This is a genomic window from Streptomyces sp. NPDC042100, from assembly GCF_055582325.1.
Genome location: NZ_JBVJDK010000003.1, coordinates 368,415 through 390,823 on the forward strand (window position 1 = coordinate 368,415; position 22,409 = coordinate 390,823).

Genomic DNA, 22,409 nt, shown 5'->3' on the forward strand with positions numbered 1-22,409 from the left:
CAATGCCGCCCGGGGCCGGTTCCGGTCAGCCGGAACCCTCCTCTCCTCCCTCGGCCAGGCCCGCCCGCAGCTCCAGCCGCTCGCCCTCGAAGCGGTCCCGGAAGGCGGGGTCGTGGGAGACGGCGACGACGGCTCCGGGGTACGCGGCGAGCGCGGCCTGGAGGTCTTCGACCAGGTCGAGGGCGATGTGGTTGGTCGGTTCGTCGAGGACGACGAGGTCGGCGGGGAGGGTCACGAGGCGGGCGATCTGGAGGCGGCGCTGCTGGCCCGCGGAGAGCGCGCCGACGGGGACGTCCAGGTCCTCCTTGCGGAAGAGGCCCAGCCCCAGGAGCTGTTCCGCGTACTCGTCCGGGGGCCCCGGCCGTCCCGAGGCGAACGCGGCGAGCAGGGAGCGGTGCGTGGCCCGCGCGGGCAGTTCCTGCGGCAGATAGCCCACCCGCGCGGGGAGGCGCACCGTGCCCGTGTCCGGTGCCAGGTCTCCGGCGAGCAGGCGCAGCAGCGTCGTCTTGCCCGCGCCGTTCTCGCCCGTGACCAGCAGCCGTCCCCCGGCCCGGATCGTGAGGGCCCCGTCCAGGCGCAGTCGCCGCCCGACCCGTACGCCGTCGAGTACGGCGAGCGGCTCCGGCCCCGGTGCGGGCTCGCCGGCCGGCGGGCGGGCGTCCGGGGGAGTGCCGGGGGCGGTGGCGGCCGCCGTGAGCGCGGTGGTGAAGCGCAGTGGCGGCGCGGGCGCGGGCACGGGGTGGCGGCGCAGCCGGGCCAGCCGCTCCCGCGCGGCCCGCACCTGCCCGCCGAGTTTCCCCTCGCTGGAGCGGCGGAACTTGCCGAAACCCTGCTTGGGGTCACCGCCGGTGCCGCCCAGCCGCCGCCCCGCGGCCTCGACCAGCTCCTCCGCGCGGGCGAGCTCCTCGGTCCACTCCGCGTAGCGCTGCTCGGCGCCCCGCCGCGCGGCGGCCTTCGCCGCGCGGTACCCGGCCCAGCCGTCGCCGTGGCGGTGCACCGCGCGCGCGTCCCGGTCGACCTCGAGGATCGTGGTGGCGACGCGCTCCAGGAACCCTCGGTCGTGCGTGACGGCGACGACGGTGCCGCGGTGCGCCCGCAGGTGGTCCACGAGCCAGCGCACGGCCGCGGCGTCGAGGTGGTTGGTCGGTTCGTCGAGCAGCAGCAGCTCGGGGGCGGCGGCCAGCACGCAGGCGAGCGCGAGGCGGGACCGCTCGCCTCCGGAGAGGGTGCCGAGCACCCGCTCGCGGGTGACGCCCGCGAGCCCGAGGCCGTGCAGGGCGGCGTCCACGCGCACGTCCGCCTCGTAGCCGCCGCGCTCCTCGTAGGCGATCAGCAGCTCGCCGTACGCGGCGAGTTCGGCCTCGCTCGCCTCGCCGAGCCGTTCCTCCGCCGCCCGCAGCCGGCACTCCATGGCGCGGAGCTCGGCGAGGGCGAGGTCGATCGCGTCGCGCACGGTGCGGGACGGGGGAAGCGCGAGCGTCTGGGCGAGATGCCCGACGCCGCCGGGGAAGCGGACGGTGACCGTCCCGGCGTCCGGTTGTTCGGCGGCGGCGAGCAGCCGCAGCAGCGTGGACTTGCCGGAACCGTTCTCGCCGATGACGGCGGCGCGCTCGCCGGGGCGGACGGTGAAGGAGACCTGATCGAGGACGGTCCGGGTGCCGTAGGACTTGGTGACCTCCCTGACGGCCAGCTGCGTGGTGGCGGTGGCGGTGGCGGGAGCGGGCGCGGACGCGTGAGGCATCGAGGGGCCGGAGGGCAGGGTGGGATGGGCGCGGTCGCGCATGGGTGACTTTCCTTGCGTACGAGGAATCGACGGGCGGCGTGAACGGCGGCGAGGGCCGTGCCCGGACTCAGACGAAGAAGTAGAAAGCCATGCCCCCACCATAACAAGACGAGCCGTCTCGGGGCACGCGGTTTTCGTGAGGGTCGAACCGGGTGTTCAACTGCGCCCCGAAGAGCGGGATTTAAGCCGGTCGGCCTGGTCTCGCGTAGTCCGCGAGTGACGTGCGTCACTTATTAAGGGTTGTTTAAGAATCAAGGTCGCGAGCGCCCCTTTCTGTACCCCTATGCATGCAGTTGACGCTTACTTTGAACGCCGGTCAGAGTCTCCTCGGCACCCCGCGTTTCTCCGCGTTCCCGCCACAACGCCCACAGCTTCGCCATCTCTGGAGCACACGTATGCGCAACAGGACTGCCCTGACCGAAGCAGTCGCCTCCAGCGCCCCCGAGCCGCCCGCGCGCCCCGGGCGCGACCACCCCGTCTTCGGTGTGGTCGCAGGTCCCGAAACCATCGGTCCCGGCGCCCGCGAGCAGGACGTCGAGCTCTTCGACACCGCGCCGCCGCTCCCGCGCGCCCCCGGCGAGGGCCGCCCCCGCGCGCGGCACGGCGCGGGCAGGTCCCGCCATGCGAGGAGGGCGCCCAGGTCCTGGAGGGCGGAGACGGAGTCGGCGGTGGAGGCGGAGTCGGCGGCGGGCGGGGGCCGGGGGAGCAGCCGGGGGAAGGCCGGAAGGAGCGGGACGGCCCGGGGCCGGAGGGCCGCGCGAAGCCAGGAGCCGGGACCGAGGCAGGGGTCGAGGCCGGGTCCGGGTTCGGGTTCGGGTCTGGGTCCGGGTCCGGGTTCGGGCTCAGGGTGTGAGCCGGAGTCGGGCTGGCATCCGGACGCGAAACCGACCGGGAGACCGGAGCGGCGCGAGTACGGTGCCGGCCTCTCGCTCCCGCTCCTCATCGCGGGCGCCATCGCCGCCGGCATCGGGCTGACGGTCGGCCTCACCTCAGGGATGGACCAGGAGGCGCCCAGCGACCTGTCCCTGACCGTGCCCGACCTGCCGCTCCCCAGTTCCTCGTGGGGCACCACGACGCCGCCGGCCACCTCGGCCACCACCCCGCCGAAGCCCCACGCCACCTCCCCTGTCACTCGAACCACGACGACGCCCCCTGCCACCGCCGCCGCCACACCCCGCACCACGCACGCGCCGACGCGCACGACCGCATCCGCGCGCACGATCCCTCCGCCCGCGCAGCCGCCCACCCGTACCTCGGGGCCCCCCGAGCGGACGGGCTCGGACGTCCTGCGGCTCGGCAGCTCGGGCCCCCGGGTGAAGGACCTCCAGCGCCGGCTCCAGCGGCTCCACCTGTACCTGGGCTCGGCGGACGGGATGTTCGGCGAGTACCTCCAGGCCGCCCTCACCCGCTTCCAGGCCTCCCGCGCCCTCGTCGACGAGCTGGGCGTGTACGGCCCGATGACCCGCGCCGCGCTGCAGGCCGAGTCGGACCGCGAGGCGGGATCCGACGGTAACGACTGGGACGGCTGGGGCTACTGACTAGTCCCGCCCCCACTTCTCCCACATCACCCTTCACCCCCCTCTTCCTTCCTTTCTTCCTTCCTTCTCGCCCCTCAAAGAGAACGGCACAACCATGTCGCACACAGTCACTGCCGCCATGCGCTCAGGAATGCGCGGCGCCGTGGCGCTCGCCTTCGTCCTCGGCCTCTCGGCCCCGTGCGCCGCGCTCGCCCAGCCGCTGGCGCCGGCGGCCGGCGGGCAGGCTCCCGGCTGCCCGGCTCCCGGGCAGGAGCCCGGCATCGGGCACAACCCCCGCTTCACCGACGCCAACGTCGCCCTCTACGCGGGCGGCGACTACACCGCCGACGGGGGTACGGCCGAGGCCGAGGGCCTGCTGGTCATCGCCGGTGACGCCACCTTCGCCAAGAGCTCCGGAGGCGTCTTCAACGTCGGCCGCGTCGGCGCCGGTTCGGGCATCCTGCCCCCGTCGGGTGCCGTGATGCTCGCGGTGGGCGGCGATCTGAAGATCGCCAAGGGGACGACGGTGGACGTGGGCCACGGCCTGACGGCGGGCCCACGGTACGGGGGCTCCGTCGCGGTCGGTGGCGCGATCGACGAGAAGGGCTCACTGGAGACGAACGGCGGCTCCCGCACCGCCGGAGTGGGGGCGCGTACGGCCCTGAGCCCGTACGACGCGTTCGGGGACACGATCCGCCGCGAGTCCGCGTCGCTCGCCGCGCTCAAGAGCACCGGCACGACGACCAGTTCGGGCGGAACGGTCACCTTCAAGGGCGCCGGCGGCAAGGCGGCGAGCCCGCAGGTCTTCGAGATCGCGGCCAAGGAGCTGGACGGGGCCTCGACGTTCCTGTTCACGGGGATCCCCGAAGGGGCGGCCGTCGTAGTCAACGTGACGGGCGGCCAGGCCGTGGCCGTCTCCCCGCTCTCCGTCGGGTTCAACGGCGACCGCGCCGACACGTACGACTCCCCGCGCTTCGGAGAGGCGGCGTCGCGGATCCTGTACAACTTCGAGGGCTCCACGTCGCTCAGCCTCGGTGGCGGGGGCAACTTCATGGGCTCGATCCTCGCCCCCAAGGCCACGGCCGACCTCACCGCCAGCACCAACGGGCGCGTCTACGTCGGCGGCGACATCCGCACCCACGGCACGGGCAACGAGAGCCACAACTACCCGTGGACCGGATCGTCCACGTTCACCTGCCGGCCGACGCCCAAGGCGCCCGAAACTCCGGGCGAGGTCCCCACCACCCCGCCGGGCGGCGCCAAGCCGTCCGCGACCCCCACCCCGACCTCGACTTCCACCACCTCGCCCGCTCCGACGCCCACGACGGCGCGGCCGGGCGAGGAGACCACGGAGCCGGCGACGCCCGGCACGTCCGTGGCGCCTCCCACGGGCGGCGGCTCGGGTGACGGCTCCCTCGCCACGACCGGCGGCCAGGTCGGTCCCTACCTGGCCGCGGCCGCCGCGCTGGGGGCGGTGGGCGGGGCGGTCCTGCTGGTCACGCGCCGCCGCCGCGCCCAGGGCTGACACCCACCGCTCCGCTTCCCGTACGGCCGCCAAGGCCTCCCGGACCTGACAGTGCCCGTCCTCGCCCCGCGACCAGACGCAGACGCGCAGGCGCGGGGCGTCGCCGTCGCCGAGCCCATGGCACGCGAATCGGAGACGGCGACGGCATCCGACAGCAGCCACCCCTGGGCGTCCCAGGAGGCCTCCGGCGCCGGAGCGAGCCGGTCGAGCGGCCCCAGGTCCGGCTCCGGCCCAGACCGCACGAGCATCGGCCAGGGCCGTCAGCCGGCGACGGAGTCGGTCAGGGTGTGGGACTCGACGAGCCGGGTGAGCGACGGGGCGGTGGGGACGAACGGACCGCCCCCGTCCACGTCGCCGCCGACGCTTCCGTTCGTGTGGATCAGGTCCCGGCAGGGCTTCGAGACCCGCTGGCCGTACGCCCCACCCGGTCGCGCACACGCCACATCTCGATCGGAATCTCGAACCGGCCGGGGTCTGCCCTTCGCCCCGCGCGGTGGAGGCATTCCCGGGCGCGCTCCGACAGTTCGGAGGGATTGTCCAGGACGTGCATCCCGTACTTCGTTCCAAGGAGAGGAATCGCACGCCTCTGGAAGGACTATGCGCGCCGCCCCGAAGGCGAGCTCCGGCACGACGACGAATTCGGCAACCTCTACTGGTACTGCTGCGGTAACCCACTCGAAGGCCGTGCCCTGCTCGATGACGTGATGCGGGCGACGACTCGACGTGGAGCCCGCGAACTGCGCGCCTGCTCGCCCCATGCGACGCCCGCATGGGGGGATGTCCTGCCATGGGGCGCCGGCCCGGTCCGGAACCACAGACCACGATCAATCACCGCCCGAGACCCACCTTCGGTCCACGACCTGACCGGCTTCGGGCATCGGCACAGGCACCACCTTCGGGCCGTCTCCGGCGCCGGGCCGGTCGGTGAGCTCCCTGGTGGCAACGTCCAGCAGATGCGGGGGCGGTGCCCCCTCCAGCAGTGCGCCCACGTACTCGATCGTTTCTGCAGGAGAGAACGAGGGAAGCCTTCGGCGCAGCGCCCGCACGGCGTGGAGCCGCCCGCGTGCCGCAGCTTCCAGGAGATCGGTGTGCAGCAGCTCCAGGGCGGTGGGCGGTGCCGGGAAACCCCGTACCTGAACCAGGTAGTCGTCCTCCCAGCCCCCTGCCGCCGCGGTGACGACGCCGATCTGGTGCAATCCGCCGTCCACACGGTCGACCAGATAGGGTCCGTTGCCGGCCAGCGCGTAGCGTGAGTCCCGGGTGCGGAAGTGCTCCTCGGAGGTCCAGGAGACGATCCACGCCAGTTCGTGCTCGGTGACCCTGGCCACCGCCATCCTCAGCGCCTTCGGGCTCTCGGCCCGCCACCGCTGGTAGTCGCGCTCCAGGTGCTCCTCGACGGTCCTGACGGCGACCTCTTTCTCGATCATGCGTGCAGCATTCTGTGATGGCTTGACAATGCCAAGTTCGAAACGGTCGTCAGTGCTCTTGCGGAAGAGGTTCCGGGAGTACGAGTCTGGCGACCGCGCCGCCGGTCTCGCCGTCCGCTCCCGCTCGCCCTGCCGCGTTCGACAAGGTGAGCCGGGCGCCGAGGACGCGGGCCTGGCCCTGGGCGATGGTGAGGCCGAGGCCGTGGCCCCGGCCGCGTGCCGCCGTGCCGGTGCGGAAGCGCTGCGGCCCGTGGGCCAGGAGTTCGGGCGGGTAGCCCGGACCGTGGTCGCGGACGACGACCGAGGTCCCGTCGACCACGACCTCGACCGGCGCACCGCCGTGCCGGTGCGCGTTGACGACCAGGTTGGTGACGATCCGGTCCAGCCGCCGGGGATCGGTCACGGCGACCGGACGGCCGACGACCGAGATCCGCGTCTCCGAGTCCAGCCCCGCACGCCGCACCGACTCCGTCACCAGCTCGTCCAGCGGCACCGGCCGCAGGTCGGCCTCCTCGGTGCCCGCGTCCAGGCGGGAGACCTCCAGCAGGTCGTCCACCAGCCCGTGGAGCACATGGACCCGGTCCCGGACCAGATCGGTGGCCTCGCCCTCCGGCAGCAGCGACGCCGAGGTGACGAGGCCCGTGAGTGGCGTCCGCAGCTCGTGCGCCACGTCCGCGGTGAATCGCTGCTCCGCGCGCAGCCGCTCCCGCAAGGCGTCCGCCATCAGGTCCACCGCCGACGAGATCTCGCCGATCTCGTCGTGACGGCGGCTCAGCGTCCTCGCGTCCAGATCACCGCGCTTGATCCGCCGCGCGGTCCCCGCCACCCGCCGCAGCCGGCGCAGGACGAGCTCGGCGGCGAGCAGCGTGAACGGGACGACGACGGCGAGCGTGGCCATCGTCGCGTACCGGATGTGCCGGTCGAGCGCCTCGATGCTGCGCTCCTCAGCCCCCATGTGCATGTTGGTGGCGATCACCTCGCCGTCGACACGCCGTGCCGCCCACATCCACGGCCCCTGCCGGGACTGCGTGTCGTACCAGGTCACGGGCGTGCCCGCAGGCACTTCCGCCACCATGGCGCGCAGGTGGTCCGGCAGCTCGTCGCCGCTGAGGTAGCCGGGGTCGGCCGCCGGACCCGGCGGGGCGGGCCGGAGCCCCCGGTACTCCTCCACGGCCGTGTCCAGCTCGCGCAGCACATAGCCGGCACTGATGTGCCGGGAACGGTCCACGGTGGTGCGGTGTACGAGGACGCCGATGCCCACCGCCATCGCGCACGCGGCGACCGCGACCACCGCCACGATCCGCCACCGCAGGGAACGCGGATCGGCGAGGCGCCGCAGGGCCCCGCGCGGCCCGCCCGCTTCCTCTGCGCCGTCCGTGCCGTCCATGCTGTTCACGCCCTCCACGCCCTCCATCCCCTTCGCGTCGTCCCCGCCCGGGCCCCCGCTCCCGCCCCCGCCGCCCGCGCGGGCGCCCGGAATCGCCTGGTCGTCCGTCCCCGCCACGTCAGCGCCTGAACCGGTAGCCGAAACCGCGCACGGTCTCGATGTGGTCGGCCCCGATCTTCTTCCGGAGCCGCTGCACCGCCAGGTCGACGACCCGGATGTCCCCGTCCCAGCCGTAGTCCCACACCTCGCGCAGCAGGGTCTGCCGCTGCAGCGCGATGCCGGGAGAGGCCACGAACTCCAGGAGCAGCCGCAGCTCGGTGGGCGTGAGGGCGATCAGGGTCCCGTCGACCCGGACCTCCAGACCCAGGGTGTCGACGGTCAGGTCCCGGAAGGAGAGCGTCTTGCCGTCGCCACCGCCTCCCCCCGCTCCGCCGCCGCTCCCTCTGTCGGCGTCGGCGTCGTCGCCCGTCGAGCCGGGCCCCGGGCCGGCCGAGGCCGGGGCGGTGAAGGCGGCCCGCCGCAGCAGGGTACGGATCCGGGCCACCAGCACGCCGGTGTCCACGGGCTTGACGACGTAGTCGTCGGCACCCGCCTCCAGGCCGGCCACCACGTTCAGGGCGTCGCCCAGGGCCGACATCATCAGCACCGGCGCCTGGCTGGTCTCCCGGATCCGACGGCACAGGCCGATGCCGTCCAGGTGCGGGAGCATCACGTCGAGCAGCAGCAGATCGTGGTCGCCCTCCCGGAACATCTCCAGGCCCGTCAGGCCGTCGGGCGCCCCCGACACCCGGTATCCGTACCGTTCGAGCGCCATGCCGATGGACTTCCGGATCGTCTCGTCGTCCTCGACGAGCAGCACGTGCACCGGGGGCGTCCCAGTGGCTTCACCGCCGCCCTGCCGCCCGGCCGGCCCGGGCTGCTGGGCCTGCCCGGCCGCTGTGTTGTCGTGCTGTCGCATCTCGTCACCTGGATAGAAGTGGAACGTGGGATTCTGTGCAGCGAGCGTACGTGCGGGGGAGTGGCCGCCGGAGCACGGGGACCCCGTGTCCACAGGGGCGCCTGCCCCGCTCACCAGCGAAACGACGCGGCGACCGGCAAGTGGTCGCTCCCGGTACGGGGCAGGGTCCAGGCGGCGACCGGCGTGCCGCCCCGTACCAGTACGTGGTCGATCCGGGCGACGGGGAAGGCGGCGGGCCAGCTGAAGCCGAAGCCGTCGCCCGCCTCCGCCTGGGCCGAGCGGAACCCCTCGGTCACCGGCCGCAGCGCGCGGTCCTCGAGGGTGCCGTTGAAGTCGCCGACCATTATCACGCGCGGGAGCGACTCCGCCCGTACGATCTCGGCCAGCTTGCCGGCCGCCTCGTTGCGGTGAAAGGTCGTGAATCCGGCCGTCGGGTGCACCCGTACCGAAGCCAGATGGGCCACGTACACGGCGACCGGACCCTTGGGGGTGTCGGCGACGACCCGCAGGGCGCGGGTCCACGGCATGATCGGCAGCGCCTCGGCCTCCCGCAGCGGGTACGCGCTCCACAGCCCGACCGTCCCGATCGCCATGTGGTGCGGATACGAGCCGCCCAGCGCGCGCTCGTACGCCGGCGTGATCGCGGGCGACAGCTCCTCCAGGGCGAGCAGCCCCGCTCCCGAGGCCGCCAGGGCGCGGGCGGTCCCGGCGGGGTCGGGGTTCTCGGCCCCGACGTTCTGGGACACCACCGTGAGGTCGCCGCCGCCCGGGGCCCGCTTGTCCAGGAGAGCGCCGCCGAACGAGGCGCACCACACCCCGGCCGCCAGCAGGACGGCCACGCCCGCGCTCGCGCTGCGCCGGAGGGCGGCCAGTGCGGCGCAGACGGGGACGCCGAGCCCGAGCCAGGGGAGGAAGGTCTCCAGGAGACTCCCGGGATTGCCGAAGACGTTCGGGACGGCGCCATGCCCGACCACGAGCAGCGTGGGGACGGCCGCCCCGGCGGCGATGAGCCGCCCCCGCCGCCACCGGCCGTTCCGGTCAGGTGTACGGGCCGCCTCCGGGCGCGGAGCCGCGGCGGAGGGTTCGTCGGCTACGTCGCTCGTGCCGTTCACGGCGTCAATGCCGTTCGTGTCGTTCGTGTCGTTCGTGCTGTTCATGCCGCTCGCACTGATCGCGCCGCTCACCTGGCTCACCTGGCTCACGGGCGGGTCCCCGCGATCCCGGACAGCGCGGACGGAAGGCCCTGCCGCACCGCGCCGACGAGGCGGCTGCTGCGGTCCAGCGCCGCCCGCAGCCCCTCGGCGGGCGTCGTGTGGGCGCGCTGGCCCAGTACCACCCCGAGGACCAGATGCCGGGTGGCGCCGGACTTCACCTCGGCCGCCCACATGAGGTTGCCGCCGGCGGGCGTGCTCGAACCGGTCTTCAGGCCGATCACGCCGGGCTCGTCGAGGAGCCGGTTGGTGTTGGCGATGGGGCCGGGATGTCCGGGCACCGTCGTCTCGCGCATGGCGACCACCTCCCTGAGCACCGGCTCCTCCATGGCCTTGCGGGCGAGCGCGAGCTGGTCGTCGGCGGTGCTGCGGGTCGTGTCCTCAAGGCCGCTGGCCCCGGTGTACCGGGTCCTGGCCATGCCGAGGGAGCCCGCGGTCCTGTTCATCTTCGCCACGAACGCCTGCTCGCTGCCCGCGTCCCAACGGGCCAGCAGACGGGCGATGTTGTTGCCGGAGGGGAGCAGCAGGAGCTCCAGGAGCTTGCGCTGGCTGAGCCGCTGGCCCTCACGTACCGGCGCGGCGGACTCGCTGAGCGAGAAGGCCTCCTGCGCCGCCGTCGCGTCGACCGTGATCTCCGGCCCCTCCTCACCGGCGCGGAGCGGATGGTCGCGCAGGATCTGGTACGCGGTCATGACCTTGGCCACGCTCGCTATCGGCACCGGCTCGCGGTCGCCGCTGCCGCCGAGGCTGCCGATGCCCTCGACGGAGACACCGGCCTGGCCCTCCTCGGGCCACGGCAGGTTCAGCCGCGCCCGTAGCGCGGCCTCGGGCGAGCCCAGAGCGGCGGCGCCGGAGCCGTGGACCGCGTCCGTACCGCCGGTGAGAGCCGCGAACCCGGCCCAGCCGCCCACGCCGCCCATGGCGCCCACGCCGACGGCGAGCGCCGCGGCGGCCGAGACCAGGAGGAGCCGCCGCCGGAGAAACCGCGGCTCCCCGACAGGCCTCAGACCAGGAAGCCCTTCGCCAGGAAGCCTCTCGCCCGCAACCCCGTCGCTCGCGGGCCCCTCGCCCGCAAGCCCCTCGGAACGTGTCCCGCACGTGTCCATGACCGCTGCCTCCCATGCTCCCCGGTACGCGATCACCGCGTACGTACCGAAGCCTGGAAGGCGACCGCGTCCACGAAGTCAGGGCCGTGCGTCCACGAGCGCGCGGATTTGTGTCGGCCGTGTATCGACGCGCGACGGGCCGCGGGCGGCGGTCAGAGGTGCCCCTCCAGCAGCCCCCGCAACTCCCCGCCGCTCAGGATCCCGGTGCCCCGGGCGACCGCCTCCCCGTCCCGCAGCAGGACGTACGAGGGGGCTCCCGTGACGCCGTAGCGCTGGGTCGCGGCCGGACAGCGGGCGATGTCGGCGCGGACGGCCAGCAGGCGGCCCGCGTACTCGTCGGCGACGGCGCCCACGACGAGGTCCATGGTCTTGCAGGGCTCGACCGCCTTGGGCCAGGTCCCGATGAAGTACGCGAGGACCGGGACCCCGCTCATCTTGAGGGCGAAATCGAACTCGGCGTCCTCGCGGGGCTGGTGCATCCGCTTCACGTGCAGGCTCCTGACCTGGTGATCCATCGTTCCGCTCCCATCATCCCCTCCGGCCACGCGCACCTGCCCGCACGCGTCCGCGCCAGGCTGGCGAACGCGCGTGCGTCAATGTCGCGCCCGGGGATTCACCGTGTCGGTTGGCGCACGCTCGTCAGGCGACGGTGGCATTCGGTCAGCGCGAGTGGGGCGGGAGGGAGAGGCGTGAGGCAGGGGAGGGATGGGGCGATCCGGGGGGGTGAGGGGAGGAGCGGCAGGGCCGTGACGCCGGATGCCGGAGCGCGCAAACCTCCAGCTCCGGGGTGGCCGGGACGCGTTCGCCGCGACTGTACGTGACCTGCCATGGCCTGTGAGCTACGGAGCGTCAGGAGCTCCGAGCGCGTGCCGTCACGCCGCGCCGCGCCGCGGCTTCCGGCGCTTCCACCGCCGAGAGACTGGACTGGAGACGCGAGATGACCACACCTTCGCCGGCCCCGCTGCGGGTCGCGCTCGTCAACGGCAGTTTCGAGCAGCCCTCCGTCACCGACATGGCCTTTCTGCCGGACGCCTCCCAGACGCAGGCGCCGCGGAACGTACCCGGCTGGCTGACCACCGCCACCGACCACATGATCGAGGTGTGGCACTCCGGCTTCAACGGCGTGCCCTCCGCCGACGGCGAGCAGTTCGCCGAGCTCAACGCCAACCAGGTCTCCACGCTCTACCAGGACCTGCCGACGACCCCGGGCACCAAGCTGTACTGGCGCCTCTACCACCGGGGCCGCCAGGGACAGGACACGATGGCCCTGGACATCGGTGCCCCGGGCGGCGTGGTCGAGCAGCGCACCTTCACCGACGGCAACACGGCGTGGGGCTACTACACCGGGACCTACACCGTCCCGGACGGGCAGACCACCACGCGCTTCGCCTTCCGCTCCGTCTCGGCCGCCGGCGGCAACCGGGGCATCGGCAACTTCCTCGACGGGATCTTCTTCGGTACCGCCCCGCACGTGGTGCTCACGAAGACCGCGATCCCGGTGGGCCCGCTGGACGTCGGCGAGGTCGTCACGTACCGGATCAACGCGAGGAACGAGGGCGGCGGCGCGGCGGAGCGCCTCACCCTCACCGACGTGCTGCCCCCGGGCACGACGTACGTGCCCGGCTCGCTGCGCGTGATCGACGGCCCGAACAGCGGCGCGAAGACCGACCGGAGCGGGGACGACCAGGCGTTCTACGACGCCGCCGCCGACGCGGTCGTCTTCCGGCTGGGCACCGACGCCTCCGCCACCCAGGGCGGGAGCCTGGCCAACACCGCGTCCCTGCCGGGCGGGACGACCGTCGAGTACCGGGTCGTCCTGGGCCTGGAGACGGCGGGCACCCGGGTCGCCAACACGGCGACCGCCGCGTACGAGAACCGCCTCGGCGCCACGCCCGAACCGCTCACGGCCACCTCGGACGAGGCCGTCACCATGGTCCGCCCGGCGGCGGACCTGGACGTGACGAAGGCGGCCGACGAGACCACCGTGACCGTCGGACAGACCGTGGCCTACCGGGTGACCGTCCACAACGCCGGCCCCAGCCCGGCGACCGGCGTCACCGTCACGGACCGGCTCCCGGCCGGCCTCGCCTTCCTCTCCGCCGACGCGTCCCGAGGCGCCTACGATCCGGCGACCGGCCGGTGGACGGTCGGGGACCTGGCGGTCGGCGCCCGCGTGACACTCGTCCTCCGGGCGAAGGCGACCAGGACCGGCCTCATCACGAACACGGCCTCGGTCACCGGCGCGGAGAAGGACCCGGACCTGTCCGACAACGCCGACTCGGTATCGGTCTGCGTCGAACCGGCACCGACCTGCTGCGACCCGTGCGTGCCGCGCGCTTCGCAGTGAGCCCAGGCCCAGGCCCAGGCCCGGATTCAGGCCTCGGCCCAGGCCCAAGAAGCCCAAGCCGAAGCCCAAGCCCAAGCCCAAGCCGAAGCCGAAGCCGAAGCCGAAGCCGAAGCCGAAGGCGAAGCCGAAGCCGAAGCCGAAGCCGAAGCCGAAGCCCAAGCCCAAGCCCGGATCCAGGTCCCCATCCCGCGCCCGGACGGTCGGCCCCGCGCTGACACCCCCACGTCCGGACACGCCCGCGAGGGACCGCCGGCCCCGGTGTGACCGCCGGGGCTCAGCCCTCGGCTCGCCGCCGCCCGCTCAGGACGCGGTCGGCGACGGCCGAGGCCACGCCGGGATTCTCGGCGAACCAGTGGCCCACCCGGCGCGCTACGGCCGCGGCGACCGGCGCGCGGACCTCCGGGTTGTCCAGACGCTCCCACGTGCTCCCACCGAAACCGGGGTGGTCGATCCCCACCGAGACGACCACCGTGAGGCCATGGCGCAGCGCGTCGGCGACGGAATCCGCGTCGAGACCCGGGGCGGCGGAGTGCGCCCGGACCCCCTCCCGGGCCCTCTGCGAGCGCTGCCGAGGCCACGGATCCGGGGGATTCGCGAGACTCCGCCCGAAGGGCCGAAAGGCGGGGGCAGGGCGTGGTGAAAACGGCTGGACGCGCCGACGGGGAGGTCGCACAATCGCGAGGAAACGAGTGAAGGGACGCCTGTCCGTACGTGGATGTCTTCGAGTGCGCCGATTGCGGAACAGAGCTGACGGCCCCGATGTCGCAGGTCGCTCTTCCCGTCCACACCCACTACGGGGCGTGGGAGGAGCTCCACCCTCCACTGATGGCTCCGGCGACCTATGCCGTCGAGCCCCGCCCGACCGGTCCGCCGTATCGCCTCTGGGAGGAGACGGGAGAGGACGCGGCAGCCTGCCAGGGCGTGTACGCGCCCCTGTACAGCGTCTCGTTCGGGGCCCGCGACAGGGTCGTGATCGCCCCGGGCGACTCCCGGAACATGACCCTCGTCCTGGACAGGTGTGAGGGCTACTGCAGGGGCGTGGACGGCAGGGCCGGCCCCAACCTGGCGTGCGAGGGCTGCGGGCGGGCGGTGGCGACCCGCATGGACGACTGCGGGCTGTGGCAGGCGGTGTGGCTCGAACCGGACGCCGTCGTACGCCGTGCCTCAGGGCTCCCGGCCGTACCGCCGCCCGACTGGGGCGACCTGGCGGAGTCCGGGCACCGGGTGCCGCCCGTCGAGCCGACCGGATGGTGGAGCCCCCGCTGGGAAGCCGCGCTCGGGGTGGCCCTCGCCCACCTCGTCGCGGTCACCGAGGACCGCCCGGTGACCCTCCCGGCCGGTCCCGTACGGGAGTTGCTGGGGTACGCCGTGGCCAAGTGCCTCGCCCCGGACCCGGAGACCCGGTCGCTGGCTCTCGCGGGCCCGGGGATACCCGCCCCGGAACCGCGCCCGGACATCCTCCTCGTCCCCCGTCACCCCCTCACCGGAGAGCCCTGGCGTCCGCCCGGCGACGAGGAGGCCGTGGTGGTACCGCTGGACAGCGGCGTCTGGGCGTACCTCGCCCGCCCCGACGAGCTCTCCCCGCTCCCCGCGACGGGCACCCTGCCGCCCGGAGTCCTCCGCGACGACTACCCGCTGCCCCCGCACCCCGCGTGCCCGCTCAGGCCGAACGGCGACGCCTTCACCCACACCCTGATGCGCCTCCCCGCGATACGGAACCCGAGACTCCGAAACCGGCGGCAAACCGACCGGCCGTCTTAAGAGGCGACCGCTGTCGCTCCCCCCCACCGGACGCGGACCCCCTCGGACCTTGTCCGCTGCCAGGTGCAGCTCGTACGGCCGGGGCGGCGCGCGGACAAAGCCAGTTGACGCCGTCCGCACAATGATCGGCATGGGTACGGACATCAGCGGATGCGTCGAGTATCGAACATCGCACGACGGCAAGGAGGCGGCCTGGTACGTCGCTCACGATCTCGGCTCTCTCAACGGCTCCCGCGACTATGACGCGTTCGGCTGCCTCTTCGGCATCCGCAACTTCGCCAACTTCCGTCCCTTGGCGGCCCATCGAGGTCTTCCCGGCGACGTCTCCGCGGCGCTCGGCGCGAGGCTGGCCCAACTCGCCGAGTGGTACGGCGAGGACGGGTTCCACGGGCACACGTGGATCACGTGGGGGGAGGTCAAGGCCGTCGACTGGGAGGAGCGCGCGGAGAAGCCGGACAAGCGGCTGCACCAGTACCGCGAGACTCCGCAGGGGCTCCGGATGACGGGCAAGTCCGGCTGGAGCGGGGCGTTCGCCGAGGCCGTCGGGCTGGAGAAGGGCGAGGAGCGGGAGTGGCCCGAGGGGAGCGAGTGGTTCATCCGGGGGACCCTCTACCGGTCCGTCGTCATCCGCCGCAAGGACGCCGTCAGCCCGAACGGGGAGTGGCGGCCCGTCTGGCGGGCCATGGCGGAACTCGCGGAGCGGCACGGCGACGACAACGTACGCCTCGTCGTCTGGTTCGACGACTGAGCGGCAGGTGCGCTCTCGGGCCTCGCGCCGCGCTCAGACGCCGCTCGTGCCGCCCGCGCGGGCCGACGCGATGGCCGCGCGTACCGCTTCGAGAAGCACCTCCAGGCCCTGCGCCCGCTGCCACTCCTCGGCCGAGTAGTGCCAGGTGCTCTCCGTCGATCGTGCCTCGGGAGTCCCGGTGGTGACCACGACCGTCCGCCTGCCCTTGCGGTCGGGTCCGGAGAGCTCCAGCTCCATGTTCCGGACATGGAACCGCTTCGGGTAGCTGCTGAAGATCTCGAAGATGCGGCCGTCGAAGGTGTAGAAGTCCCGGCCCGCCCGCGCGGTGATCTCGTCGGTCATGCGGCGACGCTACATGCGGCCTCCCGCTCCTGTCAGGCCCTCGTCAGACGTCCGCCAGGCCCGTGCCGGTCTCCCGGGCAGGCGCGCGTGACCGAGCCGTCCGTCCGGTGGCACGAGGGACCCGGTGTGGTCCCGGGAGGGGTCCGGTAGAGGTTTAGGCTGTCGGTGGGGCGGCCGGACTCGCCGGTCGTGCCGGTCGAACCGTGTTGCCAGGTGCCCTGCACCCGCCGTATGGATGTTCGGTTAGGCTGGCCTTGCCTGACGCTCGGACCCGGGCGAGGCGGTTCGGGTTCCGGTCGTGCGGGCGTGGACCCGGCGGACGGATGTGCGGAGGCAGGGCGCAGGTGAAAGACGGTGACCAGGCTGACGCGCGTCGTCGCTCCGGCGGGCCGGCGATGCCGGTGACGGGCGACGGGCCTTCCGACATGGGGTCCGACACGCGGTCGGGCGCGGGGTCCTACACAGCGTCCGGGACGAGGCTCCGTGGATAAGATCGCGCTCACCGCCGCCACCCTGTACGTCATCGTCCTGCTCCGCGCCGGCGGCACCTTCGCCGTCGGGTGGCTCGCCGGGGCCGGGGCCCGCCGCAGCAGGTTCGGCGCGCGGATCTCCTCGGCGAAGTTCCTCCGGGCCGAGCACGCCATCCAGCGGTGGGGCGCACCTGTGGTCGCCGTATCGTTCCTCACCGTCGGCTTCCAGACCGCCGTGAACTTCCTCGCGGGCAGCATGCGGATGCCGCTGCCCCGCTACCTCCCCGCCCTGTTCCTGGGCGGCGCCGCCTGGGCGCTGATCTACGCGACCGCGGGGCTCGGCGTGCTCGCCGTACTGGGACGGCTCTTCGCCGAGCAGACGGCGCTCGGCGTGTCCGCCGTGGCCGCGCTTCTCCTCGCGGTGTGCGGCGCGGTCCTCTACCGCCGCCGGAAGCGGTCCGGCCGCCCCGCCGACGAGACGGCGGCGCCCGAGGAGGCGTAACCCGCCATCGCGTGTGAAGGGGCCTCAGCGGCCCCGACGACGGGTGAAAGTCACTGGTGTCGCGCGCGGCGGCTTGGGCAAGCTGCGGGGCATGGACTGGACGCCCCTGCTCTCCACGCTGGCCGGTGCCGTCATCGGCATCGCGGCCACCACGATCGCCGACCGCGGCCGCTGGCGCCGCGAGCAGAGCCGGCACGCCCTGGAAGTACGGCGGGAGGCGTACACGGAGTACGTCTCCGCGCTCAAGGCCGCGGGCGAGGAGATACGGGCCGTCGCCCTCGGCGACCACAGGTCGGAGTCGGCACGCGACGCGGCCGTACGGGAGGCCATGCGCGGCACGGGCGTCTACACCGCCGGCGAGCGCCTGTGGCTCGTCGGCCCGGCCCAGGTCGTGGAGGCGGGCAACGATGCTTTCCACTGCCTGCGCGCGCTGCGCGACGCCTATGCGCGCGGGACGACGGTCGGCTCGCCCGAGGCCGACCCTCTGGTCGAGCGGCGACGCACGGCCATGGCACGGATGCGCCGCCTCATGCGCGAGGACCTGGGCGTGGGACCGCTCGGCTTCGAGTGAGGGCCAGAGGCCGGCACCACCCCGCCCCGCCGCGCACGGGGCGGAGGCACCCTCCGTAGGGTGACCGTATGTCGCTGAGTCACATAGTCCTGTCCTCCGGCCGTGCGATCGAACTGGTCGATCTGCACATGTCGTCGACGTACGCGGGGATGCTGGAGGGCTACCCGTGCAAGCCCGTCAACGACATGAGGATCAGCTCGCTCCGGCACCGAGCCGAACGGGCCTTTCCCGCCGGTCCGGTGCACGTCGTCCCGCCCGTCCGCGCGTACCCGGACCAGCCCGCCCGCGCCTTCGGCCCCGTGGAGGAACTACCCGCCGTGGCCTGCGTCGGCGCCTTCCGGTCGGCGGTGATCGCCGCCGGACTCGACCCCGTCTCGTACCGCTCCGCCCTCACCGTGGTGTGGTTCCAGCCCACCGCGAGCGTACCCACGGGCACACCGGCCGACCCCGCGCTCGGCGAGCTGCCGTGGGAGGAACTCGCCGAGGACTACGAGCTCTGACCGATCGTCGCCGTCGCCCGCTGGCGGCTGCTCGCCGGTAAGGACGGAGTCCGCCGGAGTTCCATGCCCCCCGGGCCCGGCTCCCCGCGTCGGCTAGGTTCCCCGTGCCCGCGTCAGCGCACCGAGGGCCAGGGACGTCGCCTCTGCGATCAGCTTGTTGTCGTAGGGGGCGTTCTTCGTGCCCCGGTTCGACATGATCGCGATGACGATGGGTGCGGCGTCCGGCGGCCAGACCACGGCGACGTCGTTGCGGACGCCGTAGACGCCGCCCCCGCCGGACTTGTCGCCGACCACCCAGCCCTCCGGGACTCCCGCCCGGATCAGCTCGTCGCCCGTCGTGTTGGTGCGCAGCCAGGTCGTGAGCTGGGCGCGCTCGGCGGGGCCGAGGAGGTCCCCGAGAGCGAAGGCGCGCAGGGTGCCGGCGAGCGCGCGGGGCGTCGTGGTGTCCCGGGTGTCCCCCGGGGACCAGCGGTTCAGTTCGGGTTCGCGGCGCTCCACCAGGGTCGTCGTGTCGCCCGCCCGGCGCAGCTCGGCGGCGAGGCCCTCGGGACCGCCGAGCGCGTCGAAGAGGAGGTTTGCCGCCGTGTTGTCGCTGAAGCGGACGGCGGCGTCGCACAGCTCGCGCAGCGTCATCCGCGCCACCCCGGCACCCGCTCCGGACGCCAGGCGCTTCTCCGTCACGGGTGAGTGGTCGACCAGGTCCTTCCGCGTGTAGTCGATCACCTTGTCGATGCCGCGCACGGTATGGGTGCGCAGCACAGCGGCGGCGGCCAGCGCCTTGAACGTCGAGGCGTAGGCGAAGCGTTCGGTGGCGTGGTGGGCCACTTCCCGCCCGCTGCCCGTGTCGATCGCGTACACCCCGAGCCGTGCCCCGTACGCGCGCTCCAGCTTCGCGAAGTCCGCCGTCACGGCCATCGCGGCAGGCGGCGCCGTCGCGGACGGGCGCGCGGTCGTGTCCCGCACCTCGCCCGTCGGCTCGACCCGGCCGCCGCAGGCCGCGAGGGGGAGCAGAGCGAACACCAAGGCGGCAGCGAGCACCGGACGTCCCGCGCGGGGGTGGGGAAGGGGGAAGGGGGAAGGGTGAGGCATCTTCACGGCGGCTACTCGTTCGGGCTCCGGAAACGGGCGAAGGTTCTCGACAGAGCCTTCAGAGGGGACGAGTCCTGCTTGGGCTCAGGCGGTGCCGTCGCCGGTCTCGTCGGTGGCGACCCGGGCGGCCCGGACGCTCCCGGTGTTCCCGAGGCGCCGGGCACGCCGGACGCTCCGGGGCCGGGCAGCAGTCCCGGCTTGCCCGGTCTTCCGGATGCACCGGTGGCGGCGGCGCCTCCGTTCACGTCCGCCAGAGCCGCCAGAGCGGACTCCGCCGCCTCCCGGTACAGGTCGCAGGACGCTGTCATCGACGCGAGAGCCGTGGCGTAATGCGTCACCATGGCGCGCGCGTGGACCAACTCCTCCTCCTGCGTGTAGAGGTGCCAGCCCTCACGCAGCCGGGCCAGGGCCCGCCCCGCCTCGGCGGACAGCGGGCGCGGCAGCGCGGCGCAGGCGACGATCGCGCCGATGAGTTCGGAGGGTTCCGTACCGTCCAGGAAGACGTTCCGGACCGTGAACCGCTCGGCCTCGTAGCCGTCAGCCCCCGGATCTCCGGGCAGGACGACGGCTCCGCCGCGCGGTATCCCCACGCCCAGCTCGCGCTTGATCGCGAAGTCGGCGATCAGCGCCTGCTCCGGGGTCGCCCGGTGCTCGACCACGCGATGCCGCAGGCTCGGCGGCAGGAACGCCGTCAGCGGCCGGCGCCCCACCGCGTCCGGCGTCATCGCCTCGTGCACCACGACGTGGACGAACCAGCTCTGCCTGGCGCACTCCCGCAGCAGGCGGCGCAGTTCGTCGTCGTCCTGCGGCAGATGGTTCGGCGTGCGCAGGCGCAGTTCCGCCACCGTGTCGTGGTCCCAGGCGACCTGCTCGGTGTCCGGCCAGAAGACGGTGGCGGGCGACGGCCAGTCGGCCGCCCACGACCGCTCCGCCTCGGCCGCCAGCACCCAGAGGACGCCTTCGCCCTCCGCGCGCCGTGACACCGGGTCGTACGTGGTCAGCTGCGCGCGCACCGTGACCTCGTCCGCCACCCGCCACCGCGCCTCGAACAGGCGGCGCGCCTGCGGACCGGGGTCGGCGGATTCGCCCCGCGGATAGAGGTCGGTGGAACGGGCCGCCTCGACCGGATCGAGGTCCAGGAAGTCGTCGATGACTCCGGCGGCCTTGAGGGCGATCAGATTGCGCCGTACGTCCCGCTCGGGCTCGGGCCCGAGGTGACGGCCGCGCCCGAGCCAGGCGGTGCCGGGGACGCTGCTCGATGGGGTGCTGTCGCTGTTGTTGACCATGGAACCGTTCAGTGGGTGATCGGGGCCCGACCAGTATGGTCCGCGACCCGGGTGAGGGAAGCGCTACCCCGTCCCTGGTGTCGCGAACCGGCCAGGCCCGGCACCGCCCGTATCACCGCCCTGTATGTCTTGATTGCGGGGCCCGTATCCCCTATCTATTGATTCCCTCTTCGAGTTCGCCTCTTCGCCTCCAAGGTCCAGCGTCTCCAGGTCCCACGCCCCACGCCCGCTCATGCCCGCGACCTGCCGTTCGGCGCGCGTTCACGTGGCGAGCGGTCCGATGCCGACCGCCGTTCGACAGTGGCCGCGAACCTCTTCCTGCTCAGCCCCGCCGCTCCACCCCGCACCACCCGCTCGACCCCACCCACCCCCAACCAGGACGGACACCGTGCCCGAAGTGCGTGCTCCCCGTGGACCTCTTCGCCTCGCCCCCTCCCCGCGCGGCCGGCTCCGGCTCGCCGTCGCCGGCTCCCTCATGGCCGCCGCCCTGGCGATGCCCGCCCCCGCGGCCCAGGCGGCCCCGGCCGACGACATCCGCATCAACGAGGTGGTGACGACCGGCAGCGTCAACGACTCCGTCGAACTGTTCAACAAGGGCACGGCCGCCGTGGACATCTCCGGGTGGATCATCAAGGACGACAACAACAGCTCCAAGTTCACCGTCCCGAGCGGCACGACGCTCGCCGCCGGCGCCGCCCGCGCGTTCGACGTCTCCGCGGCCTTCGGCCTCGGCTCCAGCGACAAGGCCCGCCTCTACCTCCCCGGCGGCAGCACTCTGGTCGACAGCTACACCTGGACCAGCCACTCCGCGCCCTCCTGGTCGCGTTGCCCCGACGGCACCGGCGCCTTCGGGCAGGCGGCTCTCACGCTCGGCGCGCCGAACAACTGCGGCTCCGGCGGGGGTACGAGCCCCCAGGCATGGCCCGGCGGCAGCACCGTCGCCACCGCCGACGGCTCCAACGTCTTCGGCTCCGACCTCAGCGGCCTGTACGAGGAGGGCTCCGTGCTGTGGGGCGCCCAGAACTCCGGCAAGCTGTGGCGGCTGGTCCGCGACGGCTCCGGCGGCTGGCGCCCCGACACGGCGAACGGCTGGACCTCCGGCAAGACCCTGCGCTTCCCCGGCGGCTCCGGCGCACCCGACAGCGAGGCCGTCACCCTGACGGGGGCGGGCGCCGCGGGCGGCGCGTACGTCGCCAGCGAGCGCAACGGCGACGCCTCCGGCACCAGCCGCCTGTCCGTCCTCCGGTACGACGTGGCCACCGGAAGCGGCACGAGCCTCACCGCCACCAAGGAGTGGAACCTGACCGCCGGTCTGCCGTCCGTGGGCTCCAACGCCGGTTTCGAGGCCATCACCTGGATCCCCGACGCCACTCTCACCGCCGCCGGATTCAAGGACCAGTCGACCGGCGCCGCCTACGACCCCGCCCGCTTCGGCGCGCACACCGGCGGCGTCTTCTTCGTGGGCGTGGAGGGCACCGGATCGGTCTACGGGTACGTGCTGGAGGACGGCGGCGCCGCCACCCGCGTCGCCACGCTCGGCAGCGGCATGGCCGGAGTGATGGAGCTCCAGTGGGAGCCGCAGGCGGCACGCCTGTGGGCCGTCTGCGACGACACCTGCTCCGGCCAGCACCGCACCTTCAAGGTCGGTGCCGACGGCGGCTTCGCCTTGGCCGGCGTCTACAACCGCCCGGCCGGCATGGCCAACCTGAACAACGAGGGCTTCGCGCTCGCCGCTGCCGACGAGTGCGTGGGCGGGACCAAGCCCGTCTACTGGTCCGACGACAGCAACACCGGCGGGCACGCGATCCGCAGGGGCACTGTGACCTGCTGACCCGAGCACGGGATCGGAAGGGGGCGTCGGGCCCGGCGAGAGCCGGTG

At 73.5% G+C, this 22,409-nt stretch carries 21 protein-coding genes; 9 read left to right on the top strand and 12 right to left on the bottom strand.

Annotated elements, in window-relative coordinates:
• Nucleotides 1-25: 25 nt before the first annotated feature.
• Nucleotides 26-1,741 carry an ABC-F family ATP-binding cassette domain-containing protein gene (locus tag ACZ6J5_RS09040; protein WP_469389636.1) on the bottom strand — a complete coding sequence of 572 codons (1,716 nt, stop codon included), beginning with the start codon at nt 1,739-1,741 and terminating at the stop codon, nt 26-28.
• Nucleotides 1,742-2,778: 1,037 nt separating this feature from the next.
• Here ACZ6J5_RS09040 and ACZ6J5_RS09045 point away from each other — a divergent pair.
• Nucleotides 2,779-3,321, top strand: coding sequence for a peptidoglycan-binding domain-containing protein (locus tag ACZ6J5_RS09045; protein ID WP_469389264.1), 543 nt, complete (start codon nt 2,779-2,781; stop codon nt 3,319-3,321).
• A 118-nt stretch (nt 3,322-3,439) separates the two neighbouring features.
• A complete protein-coding gene (locus tag ACZ6J5_RS09050; protein WP_469389266.1) occupies nt 3,440-4,825 on the top strand; it encodes a choice-of-anchor A family protein in 1,386 nt (461 codons plus the stop codon).
• A gap of 260 nt (nt 4,826-5,085) precedes the next feature.
• On the opposite strand, the gene ACZ6J5_RS09055 is transcribed toward ACZ6J5_RS09050, so the two are convergent.
• From ACZ6J5_RS09055 to ACZ6J5_RS09085, 7 genes are all read right to left on the bottom strand, one after another.
• Nucleotides 5,086-5,268 (bottom strand): hypothetical protein, encoded by a 183-nt coding sequence (locus ACZ6J5_RS09055; RefSeq protein ID WP_469389268.1) that lies wholly within the window; start codon nt 5,266-5,268, stop codon nt 5,086-5,088.
• A gap of 381 nt (nt 5,269-5,649) precedes the next feature.
• Nucleotides 5,650-6,252 carry a YrhB domain-containing protein gene (locus tag ACZ6J5_RS09060; RefSeq protein ID WP_469389270.1) on the bottom strand — a complete coding sequence of 201 codons (603 nt, stop codon included), beginning with the start codon at nt 6,250-6,252 and terminating at the stop codon, nt 5,650-5,652.
• Between the two features lie 49 nt (nt 6,253-6,301).
• The gene (locus tag ACZ6J5_RS09065; protein ID WP_469389271.1) at nt 6,302-7,756 is read right to left on the bottom strand and encodes an ATP-binding protein; all 1,455 of its coding nucleotides are present in this window, start codon (nt 7,754-7,756) and stop codon (nt 6,302-6,304) included.
• Between the two features lies 1 nt (nt 7,757).
• The gene (locus ACZ6J5_RS09070; protein ID WP_469389273.1) at nt 7,758-8,597 is read right to left on the bottom strand and encodes a response regulator transcription factor; all 840 of its coding nucleotides are present in this window, start codon (nt 8,595-8,597) and stop codon (nt 7,758-7,760) included.
• 110 nt (nt 8,598-8,707) lie between these two features.
• Complete coding sequence (locus tag ACZ6J5_RS09075) at nt 8,708-9,799, bottom strand: endonuclease/exonuclease/phosphatase family protein (protein WP_469389275.1); 1,092 nt, start codon at nt 9,797-9,799, stop codon at nt 8,708-8,710.
• The gene (locus ACZ6J5_RS09080; protein WP_469389277.1) at nt 9,796-10,728 is read right to left on the bottom strand and encodes a D-alanyl-D-alanine carboxypeptidase family protein; all 933 of its coding nucleotides are present in this window, start codon (nt 10,726-10,728) and stop codon (nt 9,796-9,798) included. The genes ACZ6J5_RS09075 and ACZ6J5_RS09080 overlap by 4 nt, the downstream gene beginning before the upstream one ends.
• Nucleotides 10,729-11,066: 338 nt before the next feature.
• Complete coding sequence (locus ACZ6J5_RS09085) at nt 11,067-11,429, bottom strand: thioredoxin family protein (RefSeq protein WP_469389279.1); 363 nt, start codon at nt 11,427-11,429, stop codon at nt 11,067-11,069.
• Between the two features lie 422 nt (nt 11,430-11,851).
• Between ACZ6J5_RS09085 and ACZ6J5_RS09090 the strand changes: the two genes are divergently transcribed.
• Nucleotides 11,852-13,261: a DUF7507 domain-containing protein gene (locus tag ACZ6J5_RS09090; protein WP_469389281.1), complete on the top strand. Its 1,410-nt coding sequence runs from the start codon at nt 11,852-11,854 to the stop codon at nt 13,259-13,261.
• A 274-nt stretch (nt 13,262-13,535) separates the two neighbouring features.
• Here ACZ6J5_RS09090 and ACZ6J5_RS09095 read toward each other — a convergent pair whose 3' ends face one another.
• The gene (locus tag ACZ6J5_RS09095) at nt 13,536-14,084 is read right to left on the bottom strand and encodes a TopoII/MutL transducer domain-containing protein (protein WP_469389283.1); all 549 of its coding nucleotides are present in this window, start codon (nt 14,082-14,084) and stop codon (nt 13,536-13,538) included.
• A gap of 2 nt (nt 14,085-14,086) precedes the next feature.
• Between ACZ6J5_RS09095 and ACZ6J5_RS09100 the strand changes: the two genes are divergently transcribed.
• The gene (locus ACZ6J5_RS09100; protein WP_469389285.1) at nt 14,087-15,022 is read left to right on the top strand and encodes a hypothetical protein; all 936 of its coding nucleotides are present in this window, start codon (nt 14,087-14,089) and stop codon (nt 15,020-15,022) included.
• A 130-nt stretch (nt 15,023-15,152) separates the two neighbouring features.
• The gene (locus ACZ6J5_RS09105; protein ID WP_469389287.1) at nt 15,153-15,770 is read left to right on the top strand and encodes a hypothetical protein; all 618 of its coding nucleotides are present in this window, start codon (nt 15,153-15,155) and stop codon (nt 15,768-15,770) included.
• Between the two features lie 33 nt (nt 15,771-15,803).
• Here ACZ6J5_RS09105 and ACZ6J5_RS09110 read toward each other — a convergent pair whose 3' ends face one another.
• Nucleotides 15,804-16,112 carry a hypothetical protein gene (locus tag ACZ6J5_RS09110; RefSeq protein WP_469389289.1) on the bottom strand — a complete coding sequence of 103 codons (309 nt, stop codon included), beginning with the start codon at nt 16,110-16,112 and terminating at the stop codon, nt 15,804-15,806.
• A 483-nt stretch (nt 16,113-16,595) separates the two neighbouring features.
• Between ACZ6J5_RS09110 and ACZ6J5_RS09115 the strand changes: the two genes are divergently transcribed.
• The 3 genes from ACZ6J5_RS09115 (at nt 16,596) to ACZ6J5_RS09125 (ending at nt 18,155) form a co-directional block, all read left to right on the top strand.
• On the top strand, nt 16,596-17,084 hold the full coding sequence (locus tag ACZ6J5_RS09115; protein WP_469389291.1) for a DedA family protein: 489 nt from the start codon (nt 16,596-16,598) through the stop codon (nt 17,082-17,084).
• Between the two features lie 91 nt (nt 17,085-17,175).
• Nucleotides 17,176-17,655 (top strand): hypothetical protein, encoded by a 480-nt coding sequence (locus ACZ6J5_RS09120; protein WP_469389293.1) that lies wholly within the window; start codon nt 17,176-17,178, stop codon nt 17,653-17,655.
• A gap of 68 nt (nt 17,656-17,723) precedes the next feature.
• Nucleotides 17,724-18,155 carry a hypothetical protein gene (locus ACZ6J5_RS09125; protein ID WP_469389294.1) on the top strand — a complete coding sequence of 144 codons (432 nt, stop codon included), beginning with the start codon at nt 17,724-17,726 and terminating at the stop codon, nt 18,153-18,155.
• A gap of 93 nt (nt 18,156-18,248) precedes the next feature.
• Here ACZ6J5_RS09125 and bla read toward each other — a convergent pair whose 3' ends face one another.
• Both bla and ACZ6J5_RS09135 read right to left on the bottom strand, forming a co-directional pair.
• On the bottom strand, nt 18,249-19,244 hold the full coding sequence (gene bla, locus ACZ6J5_RS09130) for a class A beta-lactamase (RefSeq protein ID WP_469389296.1): 996 nt from the start codon (nt 19,242-19,244) through the stop codon (nt 18,249-18,251).
• Nucleotides 19,245-19,255: 11 nt separating this feature from the next.
• Entirely contained in the window at nt 19,256-20,530 is a 1,275-nt protein-coding gene (locus ACZ6J5_RS09135) for a hypothetical protein (RefSeq protein ID WP_469389298.1), read from the bottom strand.
• 493 nt (nt 20,531-21,023) lie between these two features.
• On the opposite strand from ACZ6J5_RS09135, the gene ACZ6J5_RS09140 reads away from it, so the two are divergent.
• Nucleotides 21,024-22,361 carry a lamin tail domain-containing protein gene (locus ACZ6J5_RS09140; protein ID WP_469389638.1) on the top strand — a complete coding sequence of 446 codons (1,338 nt, stop codon included), beginning with the start codon at nt 21,024-21,026 and terminating at the stop codon, nt 22,359-22,361.
• The last annotated feature ends 48 nt before the right edge of the window (nt 22,362-22,409 follow it).

What these genes read in the sequence shown, in the direction of transcription:
- ACZ6J5_RS09040 (WP_469389636.1), bottom strand. Translation starts at nt 1,741, where the DNA reads ATGCCTCACGCGTCCGCGCCCGCTCCCGCCACCGCCACCGCCACCACG.
- ACZ6J5_RS09045 (WP_469389264.1), top strand. Translation starts at nt 2,779, where the DNA reads ATGGACCAGGAGGCGCCCAGCGACCTGTCCCTGACCGTGCCCGACCTG.
- ACZ6J5_RS09050 (WP_469389266.1), top strand. Translation starts at nt 3,440, where the DNA reads ATGCGCTCAGGAATGCGCGGCGCCGTGGCGCTCGCCTTCGTCCTCGGC.
- ACZ6J5_RS09060 (WP_469389270.1), bottom strand. Translation starts at nt 6,252, where the DNA reads ATGATCGAGAAAGAGGTCGCCGTCAGGACCGTCGAGGAGCACCTGGAG.
- ACZ6J5_RS09070 (WP_469389273.1), bottom strand. Translation starts at nt 8,597, where the DNA reads ATGCGACAGCACGACAACACAGCGGCCGGGCAGGCCCAGCAGCCCGGG.
- ACZ6J5_RS09080 (WP_469389277.1), bottom strand. Translation starts at nt 10,728, where the DNA reads ATGGGCGGCGTGGGCGGCTGGGCCGGGTTCGCGGCTCTCACCGGCGGT.
- ACZ6J5_RS09085 (WP_469389279.1), bottom strand. Translation starts at nt 11,429, where the DNA reads ATGGATCACCAGGTCAGGAGCCTGCACGTGAAGCGGATGCACCAGCCC.
- ACZ6J5_RS09090 (WP_469389281.1), top strand. Translation starts at nt 11,852, where the DNA reads ATGACCACACCTTCGCCGGCCCCGCTGCGGGTCGCGCTCGTCAACGGC.
- ACZ6J5_RS09100 (WP_469389285.1), top strand. Translation starts at nt 14,087, where the DNA reads ATGGCTCCGGCGACCTATGCCGTCGAGCCCCGCCCGACCGGTCCGCCG.
- ACZ6J5_RS09105 (WP_469389287.1), top strand. Translation starts at nt 15,153, where the DNA reads ATGGGTACGGACATCAGCGGATGCGTCGAGTATCGAACATCGCACGAC.
- ACZ6J5_RS09110 (WP_469389289.1), bottom strand. Translation starts at nt 16,112, where the DNA reads ATGACCGACGAGATCACCGCGCGGGCGGGCCGGGACTTCTACACCTTC.
- ACZ6J5_RS09120 (WP_469389293.1), top strand. Translation starts at nt 17,176, where the DNA reads ATGGACTGGACGCCCCTGCTCTCCACGCTGGCCGGTGCCGTCATCGGC.
- ACZ6J5_RS09125 (WP_469389294.1), top strand. Translation starts at nt 17,724, where the DNA reads ATGTCGCTGAGTCACATAGTCCTGTCCTCCGGCCGTGCGATCGAACTG.
- bla (WP_469389296.1), bottom strand. Translation starts at nt 19,244, where the DNA reads ATGCCTCACCCTTCCCCCTTCCCCCTTCCCCACCCCCGCGCGGGACGT.
- ACZ6J5_RS09135 (WP_469389298.1), bottom strand. Translation starts at nt 20,530, where the DNA reads ATGGTCAACAACAGCGACAGCACCCCATCGAGCAGCGTCCCCGGCACC.
- ACZ6J5_RS09140 (WP_469389638.1), top strand. Translation starts at nt 21,024, where the DNA reads ATGCCCGCCCCCGCGGCCCAGGCGGCCCCGGCCGACGACATCCGCATC.